Source organism: Neisseria subflava, assembly GCF_003044645.1.
GTDB lineage: Bacteria > Pseudomonadota > Gammaproteobacteria > Burkholderiales > Neisseriaceae > Neisseria > Neisseria subflava_B.
In genome coordinates this window covers 1-7,096 of record NZ_POXL01000015.1, presented here as the reverse complement: position 1 = coordinate 7,096, position 7,096 = coordinate 1, and the positions used below count along the sequence as shown (strand labels likewise).

General features: G+C 46.5%; 2 protein-coding genes and 1 pseudogene. 2 read left to right on the top strand and 1 reads right to left on the bottom strand.

The genetic code is table 11. The annotated features are described in order from the left end of the window. Positions 1-449 precede the first annotated feature (449 nt). Both DBY97_RS11640 and DBY97_RS11530 read left to right on the top strand, forming a co-directional pair. Positions 450-4,400, top strand: a pseudogene (locus DBY97_RS11640) (beta strand repeat-containing protein); the annotation flags it as partial. A 297-nt stretch (positions 4,401-4,697) separates the two neighbouring features. After that, the gene (locus DBY97_RS11530) at positions 4,698-5,354 is read left to right on the top strand and encodes a YadA family autotransporter adhesin (RefSeq protein WP_234394559.1); all 657 of its coding nucleotides are present in this window, start codon (positions 4,698-4,700) and stop codon (positions 5,352-5,354) included. 433 nt (positions 5,355-5,787) lie between these two features. On the opposite strand, the gene thrB is transcribed toward DBY97_RS11530, so the two are convergent. After that, on the bottom strand, positions 5,788-6,705 hold the full coding sequence (gene thrB, locus DBY97_RS11265; RefSeq protein WP_107858383.1) for a homoserine kinase: 918 nt from the start codon (positions 6,703-6,705) through the stop codon (positions 5,788-5,790). Positions 6,706-7,096 lie beyond the last annotated feature (391 nt).

Sequence of the window (7,096 nt, the reverse complement as noted above, 5' to 3'; positions counted from 1 at the left end):
GCGCTAAAGGCGACAAAGGTGATACTGGTGTAGCCGGCGCTAAAGGCGACAAAGGTGATACTGGTGCAGCCGGCGCTAAAGGCGACAAAGGTGATACTGGTGCAGCCGGCGCTAAAGGCGACAAAGGCGATAAAGGTGACACTGGCGCAGCCGGCGCTAAAGGCGACAAAGGTGACACTGGCGCAGCCGGCGCTAAAGGCGACAAAGGTGATACTGGTGCAGCCGGCGCTAAAGGCGACAAAGGTGATACTGGTGCAGCCGGCGCTAAAGGCGACAAAGGCGACAAAGGTGATACTGGTGCAGCCGGCGCTAAAGGCGACAAAGGTGACACTGGCGCAGCCGGTGCTAAAGGCGACAAAGGCGATAAAGGTGACACTGGTGCAGCCGGCGCTAAAGGCGACAAAGGCGACACTGGTGAAAAAGGTGACACTGGTGAAAAAGGTGGCAGCATCACAGGTGAAGTTGTAGATAATGGTGACGGTACCCATACAATCACTATTACTGATCTTGAGACCGGTACAGTCACTACTACCATCGTTAAAGACGGTAAAGACGGTGTAGATGGTAAGAATGCTAAAGCCGACGTTAAAGACAACGGCGATGGTACTCACACTGTAACCATCACTGATGGCGAAGGTAATACCACTACTACTATCGTTAAAGACGGTAAGAACGCTGAAGCCGACGTTAAAGACAACGGCAACGGTACTCACACTGTAACCATCAAAGACGGTAACGGTAATACCACTACTACCATCCTTAAAGACGGTGCAACTGGCGCTAAAGGCGACAAAGGTGACACTGGTGCAGCCGGCGCTAAAGGCGACAAAGGTGACACTGGTGCAGCTGGCGCTAAAGGCGACAAAGGTGACACTGGTGCAGCCGGCGCTAAAGGCGACAAAGGTGACACTGGTGCAGCCGGCGCTAAAGGCGATAAAGGTGACACTGGTGAAAAAGGTGGCAGCATCACAGGTGAAGTTGTAGATAATGGTGACGGTACCCATACAATCACTATTACTGATCTTGAGACCGGTTCAGTCACTACGACTATCGTTAAAGACGGTAAAGACGGTGTAGACGGTAAGAATGCCAAAGCCGACGTTAAAGATAACGGCGATGGTACTCACACTGTAACCATCACTGATGGCGAAGGTAATACCACTACCACTATCGTTAAAGACGGTAAGAACGCTGAAGCCGACGTTAAAGACAACGGCAACGGTACTCACACTGTAACCATCAAAGACGGTAACGGTAATACCACTACTACTATCGTTAAAGACGGTGCAACTGGTGCTAAAGGTGACACTGGTGCCGACGGTAAGAACGCTGAAGCTGACGTTAAAGACAACGGTGACGGTACTCATACTGTAACCATCAAAGACGGTAACGGTAACACCACTACTACCATCGTTAAAGACGGTGCAACTGGTGCTAAAGGTGATACCGGTGCCGACGGTAAGAACGCTGAAGCCGACGTTAAAGACAACGGCGATGGTACTCATACTGTAACCATCAAAGACGGTAACGGTAACACCACTACTACCATCATTAAAGATGGTGCAACTGGTGCCGACGGTAAGAACGCTGAAGCCGACGTTAAAGACAACGGCGACGGTACTCACACTGTAACCATCAAAGACGGTAACGGTAATACCACTACTACCATCGTTAAAGACGGTGCAACTGGTGCCGACGGTAAGAACGCTGAAGCTGACGTTAAAGACAACGGTGACGGTACTCATACTGTAACCATCAAAGACGGTAACGGTAACACCACTACTACCATCGTTAAAGACGGTGCAACTGGTGCTAAAGGTGATACCGGTGCCGACGGTAAGAACGCTGAAGCCGACGTTAAAGACAACGGCGATGGTACTCATACTGTAACCATCAAAGACGGTAACGGTAACACCACTACTACCATCATTAAAGATGGTGCAACTGGTGCCGACGGTAAGAACGCTGAAGCCGACGTTAAAGACAACGGCGACGGTACTCACACTGTAACCATCAAAGACGGTAACGGTAATACCACTACTACCATCGTTAAAGACGGTGCAACTGGTGCCGACGGTAAGAACGCTGAAGCCGACGTTAAAGACAACGGCAACGGCACCCACACTGTAACCATCAAAGACGGTAACGGTAACACCACTACTACCATCGTTAAAGACGGTGCAACTGGTGCCAAAGGCGATACCGGCGCAACTGGTGCAACCGGTGCCGACGGTAAGAACGCTGAAGCCGACGTTAAAGACAACGGCAACGGTACTCATACTGTAACCATCAAAGACGGTAACGGTAACACCACTACTACCATCGTTAAAGACGGTGCAACTGGTGCCAAAGGCGATACCGGCGCAACTGGTGCAACCGGTGCCGACGGTAAGAACGCTGAAGCCGACGTTAAAGACAACGGCGACGGTACTCACACTGTAACCATCAAAGACGGTAACGGTAACACCACTACTACCATCGTTAAAGACGGTGCAACTGGCGCCAAAGGTGATACCGGTGCAGATGGTAAGAATGCTAAAGCCGACGTTAAAGACAACGGCGACGGTACTCATACTGTAACCATCAAAGACGGTAACGGTAATACCACTACTACCATCGTTAAAGACGGTGCAGACGGTAAGAACGCCAAAGCCGACGTTAAAGACAACGGCGACGGTACCCACACTGTAACCATCACTGATGGCGAAGGTAACACCACTACCACTATCGTTAAAGACGGTGCAGACGGTAAGAACGCCAAAGCCGAAGTTAAAGACAACGGCAACGGTACCCACACTGTAACCATCACTGATGGCGAAGGTAATACCACTACCACTATCGTTAAAGACGGTGCAACTGGTGCCAAAGGTGATACCGGTGCAGACGGTAAGAACGCTGAAGCCGACGTTAAAGACAACGGCAACGGTACTCATACTGTAACCATCAAAGACGGTAACGGTAACACCACTACTACCATCGTTAAAGACGGTGCAACTGGTGCTAAAGGTGATACCGGTGCAGACGGTAAGAATGCCAAAGCCGAAGTTAAAGACAACGGCAACGGCACTCACACCGTAACCATCACTGATGGCGAAGGTAATACCACTACTACCATCGTTAAAGATGGTGCAACTGGTGCGAAAGGTGACACCGGTGCAGCCGGTAAGAATGCTGAAGCCGAAGTCAAAGATAACGGCGACGGCACTCATACTGTAACCATTAAAGACGGTAACGGTAATACCACTACTACCATCGTTAAAGACGGTAAAGCTGCTGCTAAAGGTGATACCGGTGCTAAAGGTGCAGACGGTAAGAACGCCAAAGCCGACGTTAAAGACAACGGTAACGGCACCCACACTGTAACCATCACTGATGGTGACGGTAACACCACTACCACTATCATTAAAGACGGTGTAGACGGTAAGAATGCTAAAGCCGACGTTAAAGACAACGGCAACGGCACTCACACTGTAACCATCACTGATGGCGAAGGTAAAACCACTACTACCATCGTTAAAGACGGTGCCAAAGGTGATACCGGTGCAGACGGTAAGAATGCCAAAGCCGAAGTTAAAGACAACGGCAACGGCACTCACACTGTAACCATCACTGATGGCGAAGGTAATACCACTACTACCATTGTTAAAGATGGTACAGCTGCAGCTAAGGGTGATACCGGTGCTAAAGGTGCAGACGGTAAGAATGCTAAAGCTGACGTTAAAGACAACGGCAACGGCACTCACACTGTAACCATCACTGATGGCGAAGGTAATACCACTACTACTATCATTAAAGACGGTGCAGACGGTAAGAACGCTAAAGCCGACGTTAAAGACAACGGCAACGGCACTCACACTGTAACCATCACCGATGGCGAAGGTAACACCACTACTACCATCGTTAAAGACGGTGCGAAAGGTGACACCGGTGCGGACGGTAAGAATGCTAAAGCCGAAGTTAAAGACAACGGCAACGGCACTCATACTGTAACCATCACCGATGGCGAAGGTAAAACCACCACTACCATCGTTAAAGATGGTACAGCTGCAGCTAAGGGTGATACCGGTGCTAAAGGTGCAGACGGTAAGAACGCCAAAGCCGACGTTAAAGACAACGGTAACGGCACCCACACTGTAACCATCACTGACGGTGACGGTAACACCACTACCACTATCATTAAAGACGGTGTAGACGGTAAGAATGCTAAAGCCGACGTTAAAGACAACGGCAACGGCACTCACACTGTAACCATCACTGATGGCGAAGGTAAAACCACTACTACCATCGTTAAAGACGGTGCCAAAGGTGATACCGGTGCAGACGGTAAGAATGCCAAAGCCGAAGTTAAAGACAACGGCAACGGCACTCACACTGTAACCATCACTGATGGCGAAGGTAAAACCACTACTACCATTGTTAAAGATGGTACAGCTGCAGCTAAGGGTGATACCGGCGACAATGGTAAGTCAGCTGAAGCTGAAGTTACACGTGATGATGCTAAAGGTGAAACCACTATCACTGTTAGAAACCTGGATAAAGATGGCCAAGTCATCAATACCACTTCTAAAGTTGTGAAAGATGGTAAAAACGGTAAGTCAGCTGAAGCTGAAGTTACACGTGACGATGCTAAAGGTGAGACCACTATCACTGTCACAAACTTTGATAAAGATGGTAAAGCCATCAAAACTTCTAAAGTTGTGAAAGACGGTAAAGATGGTAAAGACGGTAAAGATGCTGATGGCACCTTCGGTTTGCGTGATGAGGAAAACAAAGAAATCACCAAACCACTGAATAACACTATTCAGATTAAAGGTGGGGATACTAAAGTTCAAGTATTCGACAAAGCAACCGGTCAGACTTCGGAGAAAGGATTTAAAAACATCTCCGTTAAGAAAGACGGCGATGCGTTGGAAGTTAGCTTGAACCGTGATCTGACCGTTAACAGTGTTACTACTAACGAACTGAAAGCAGGTCCTGTAACCATCAACCAAGGTGGTATCGATGCCGGCAACACTACTATCCAAAATGTTGCTCCAGGTAAGAAAGGTACCGATGCGGTTAACGTTGACCAGCTGAACCAAAAATTCGGCGATGTGAACAGCAATGTGAACAAGGTTGACAACAACGCCCGCGCAGGTGTGGCTCAAGCTCTGGCTACTGCCGGTCTGCCACAAGCTTACTTGCCAGGTAAGAGCATGCTGGCTATCGGTGGCGGTCACTACCGCGGTGAAACCGGTTACGCTGTCGGCTTCTCTAGCATCTCCGATGGTGGTAACTGGATCATCAAAGGTACTGCTTCCGGCAACTCACGTGGTCACTTCGGTGCTACCGCAGCAGTTGGTTACCAATGGTAATCTGACTTTCAGACGGCCTGAAAAGGCCGTCTGAAAAGACGAAGCAAAGTAAATGCGGCCTATTTAGGCCGCATTTTTTATATCTTGAATTGGATTTGTTGGGTTCTTATAAGAAAGAACAATAAGAATGCCATGTGTAATATGCTCTCATGAGAAGTTGGGAGATAGAGCAATTAATATGAAAAGCTTACTTAAAAAAGTAGAGTGAGTTTTTCATATTAATAGATGAATTTAGGGTATGGGAGCAGTATCAAGCAAAATGTTTCATAACTTATGGATGAATAGTGATTTGATAGGGGAGTGTTATTAGAGAATCTGGCAAAAGACACGTGAAAAATCCTCTAAATTTGAATAGAAAGAATTTAGAGGATTTTAAGGAAGAGAAAAACTTTTAAACTTATCTAAATTGGATTGTAATAGTTTATGGCTATCTCTAATTAAGACTCAATAGCAGATCCCTAAATACATTTGGATCTTTAATAAACGTCATTTCTCCTGATTGAGGGAAATGGAAATCGAGCAGGCGAGATACCCAGAAACGAATACATCCGGCTCTTTGTGCAGTAGGGAAATACGCGCGTTCTTCATTAGATAATGGACGTACGCTTTCATAGCCATGGATAAAGGCATCATAAAGGACAGGGTCTAATTCGTTATCAGCTGTTCGTGCCCAATCATTAACCGCAATTGCCAGGTCGTACATGAAATTGCCGTTACACGCATAATAGAAATCGATAAAGCCGGAAACTTCATCTCCATTAAGCAATACGTTGTCCTTAAATAAATCGGCATGGATAATACCGGAAGGCAAATGCTCTCCTAGATTTTCATCTAAAGCAGCAATTTCAGATTGAAGCAGTGCGGCGTCCTCAGAATCTAAAACAGGTAGCAATTGAGTGCAGGCATTATGCCACCAGTCATCATAACGAGGATTTTTCATTTTTAAAGGAAAGTCTTGACCGGCTAAATGCATTTTGGCCAGCATAGCACCGGTATGGAAGCATTGAGCCTCAGTTGGCCAGCCGGTATCCGAGCCATTCAAACAAGTAACCAAACAAGCCGGTTTTCCGGCCAAAATAGAATGCAGTCTGCCATCTTTGCGAGCAATCGGAGCAGCGCAGGCAACACCATTCAGACTCAAATGCTGGTTGAGTTCTAAAAAGAAAGGCAGTTCATCTGATTTTAAAACCTCAAAAACAGTCAAGACATAACGACCGGTTGAAGTTGTCAAAAAATAATTACTATTAGTAATTCCTTGAGCAATCCCCTGCAAAGAAACAAAATCTCCCAAATCATATTGCAGAAGGAAGTCACGCATTTGAGCGTCGGAAACACTTGTATAGACAGACATAGCAAACTCGAGGCTGATATAAAGGATCAAAGAAACATCATACCAAAAAACAAGCGGCAACAATATAAATTAAAGCGAAGGTCAAATTCAAAAGGCCGTCTGAAAGAGCATTTCAGACGGCCTTTGTTTTGTATTTTTTGTATGTATGGATTGTGTAGAAAGGTTGTTGGAGTTTTTTTATAAAATAAAAACCCTGTTAAAACAGGGTGGTGGTTAAATTTCTAGAAATAATTTTGCGAAAGGTGTTGACTGGTTTTGTTTTGGGGCGTATAGTTCGGTTCTTCGCTGCTGACGCGGTGAAGAAAACGAAGCAGACAGTATAACACAGTTAGTTAAAATTTTCGATAATTTTAGTTGACATTTGCTAAATGTACTGTATAATTCGATTCGC

Bases quoted from the DNA above. Each gene is read 5' to 3' on its own strand.
- thrB (WP_107858383.1), bottom strand. From the start codon at position 6,705: ATGTCTGTCTATACAAGTGTTTCCGACGCTCAAATGCGTGACTTCCTT.